This is a genomic window from Planktosalinus sp., from assembly GCF_059864935.1.
The window spans coordinates 1-2,626 of sequence record NZ_JCBCCK010000421.1 but is presented as its reverse complement, the minus strand read 5'-3'; the positions used below and the strand labels follow the sequence as shown (position 1 = coordinate 2,626).

At 39.9% G+C, this 2,626-nt stretch carries 2 protein-coding genes; one reads left to right on the top strand and one right to left on the bottom strand.

Annotated elements, in window-relative coordinates:
* A partial coding sequence (locus AC6F75_RS12755) for a type II RES/Xre toxin-antitoxin system toxin (RefSeq protein ID WP_500715475.1) occupies positions 1-478 on the top strand: 478 nt, incomplete at its 5' end.
* On the opposite strand, the gene AC6F75_RS12750 is transcribed toward AC6F75_RS12755, so the two are convergent.
* Positions 479-2,626, bottom strand: a 2,148-nt coding sequence (locus tag AC6F75_RS12750; protein WP_500715474.1) for a TonB-dependent receptor domain-containing protein, incomplete at its 5' end; no start/stop codon positions are given.

The window sequence follows — 2,626 nt, the reverse complement described above, 5'->3', positions numbered from 1 at the left end:
ACGGTATTTTTGCTTAATGAAGGTTTACAGGCTTTCGCGAAAAAAATATGCCGGGGAATTATCAGGCAAGGGTGCTGCGCTTTCGGGCAACCGCTGGAATTCAAAAGGCGTGGAAATGATTTACACTTCAGAAAGCCGGGCACTTGCCATGGCCGAAGTCATTGTACACCTGTCCTTGGCAGTACTGCCTAAAGATTTTGTGTTACTTGAAATTGAGATACCTGATACAATTACCATAAAAAAATTAAACCCTAAAGATTTGCCGGAATCCTGGAATGCATTTCCGCATCATACAGCAACCCAACAAATAGGGGATGCATTTATAAGGGACGGTGTATTTGTAGTTTTACAAGTGCCTTCAGCTGTTGTGAATGGTGATTTCAACTTTTTAATAAACCCGTTTCATCCTGATTTCAAAAAAATAAAGATAACTTCACAACACCCTTTTCTCTTTGACCAACGGTTGATTAAGTGGTGATTAAAACTGATACCTCACAGCAAGCTGTACATTTCTCCCGGGATTTGCAATCTCAAATGCTCTCAATATAGACAGATGATCAACATAGTTCGTGTTTAAAAGATTTTTAACCTGAAGACTTGTGTTTAGGGTTCCTTTTTCAAAAACAAAATCATGGGACAATCCGGTGTGAACCAATGTGTAAGCCGGCGTACTCAATTCGTTAAAACCTGGGCGATTTTGTTCAAAAGTATGGTTTATTGCAGCTGTAAATTGTGTGTTTTTTGAAAAAGGAGGGGTGTATCTCAAATCAAATCCAAACTGATCTGCCGGAATAAAGGTTAAGTTTTCATTTTCTTCCTTTAACTCTCCTCTAACAATGGCAGCCGTGGCTCTCAATTGCAGAGCGTCGCCTTGAAATGGACGATAGGTAATTTCCCATTCTGTTCCATAGAGGAGTGCATTTTGTTGCTGAAATTCCCAGATTTCAAGTCCGTCTTCGGGTCTAATTTCCCCGGTATTGGTAAAGAAAATATAATTGGAAATATCATTCACATAGAGTGAAGCTCCCAGGCCTATTGCATTTCCGGTAAATGTATATGTTAAATCTGTCTGTAGGCTTTGTTCTCTTTCAAAATTGGCATTCCCCACTTCAAAACGGCTGGTGCCAGGATGAGGACCGTTTGAGAAAAGTTCAGCGAGGTCAGGTGCCCTGAAACCGGTAGAGGCATTGAGTTTTAATTGATGTATTGGGTTAAAGCGGTAGCTCGCACCCAGCGAACCTGTGAAACCACTAAAATTTGTGCTTAACTTTCGGTCTTGGGGATTTCCGGGAAGTATGAACCCATAGTCAATAAGGGCTTGTGAATTTGCAAGGGCCTCCACATTTCGGTAATCAAATCGTAGCCCACCTTGGATATAAAATTTATTCAGTTGTTTACTGCCTAAAAAGTAAACACCAAAATCATGGGTTCTCGCATTGGGAATGAGAATATCTACGGCTTCATCTTTGTTTGAGGTGTTGATTAAACTTGCTTGTACTCCAAAGGTATGAGTGAAGTCAGATTTGGGAAAAAAGCTTATCCGGCCTGTAAAAAAGGTGTGGGATTGTCTTAAACCCAAATCAATTTTATCAAAATCTTCTTCAATTTCGTCTCGGTCGTTAAAGTGATGTGAGATGTGCAAAAAGGCTTGAAACTTTTCGTGCAAACGTTCTTCACTAAAGGAAATCAGGTAATCACTTACTTCCTGAAAAGGCAATTGCATGCTGCGGTCATTGCGGTCTGTGGCAAGTGACTCTTGCATTTCATCATCATCGATGATTCCCAATTTTTGTTTTTGGTAGGTGAATGAAATTTTGTTTTTGTATTTTTTTGTGTCAATTCCAGTGTGTAACCTTAGGATATTGTAATTAAACCGGCTGTTGCCAATGATACGATTGTCCCCATCTTTATAATCTGCATGGTTTTCATAAGCTGCATCAACAGCAAAAAAGAAATTGTTTTGAAACTTTTTCCCTATGGATCCATAAGTTCTAAAACCGTTTGAGGTGCTGTTAAACGTGGAGCCAACATTGCCGGTGATGGTTTCAGAAGTTAAATAAGATTCATCATCTTTTATGATAATTACACCTCCAATAGCTCCGGAACCGTATAAGATTGAAGCCGGTCCTTTTATGATATCAACACTTTTCACGCCCAATCCATTTAAACCCAGCCCGTGATCTTGTCCCCACTGGTGATTTTCCAGTTTGTTGTTTTGATACAGAGTGACCACTCTTGAAAAACCAAGGCCGCGAATGAATGGTTTTACAATCCCTGGACCCAGTTCAGCACCGCTTATTCCGGGCAGTTCTTTTAATACCCCTGCAACTCCTCCAACATTACTGCTTTGTGAGATTTGCTGCATATCCACCTGTGTCAATGCATAAGGTGTGCGACGAGTTAGACCGCTTTGTTTGTCAATGATTAGGATGGTATTCAGCTCTTCGGGGGCATCAAGTAAGTTTATTTCAATAAAAACTTTATTTGTGTTTTCAAATGAAACCCTTTTAGTGTAGGGCTGGTAACCAAGCGCCTGTATCTCTAAAGTGATTTTTTTTAAAGCAGTTTCTAGTTTAAATTCTCCATATTCATCTGCTTGTGTTCCTGAGGTGTTATTCTTAATCAC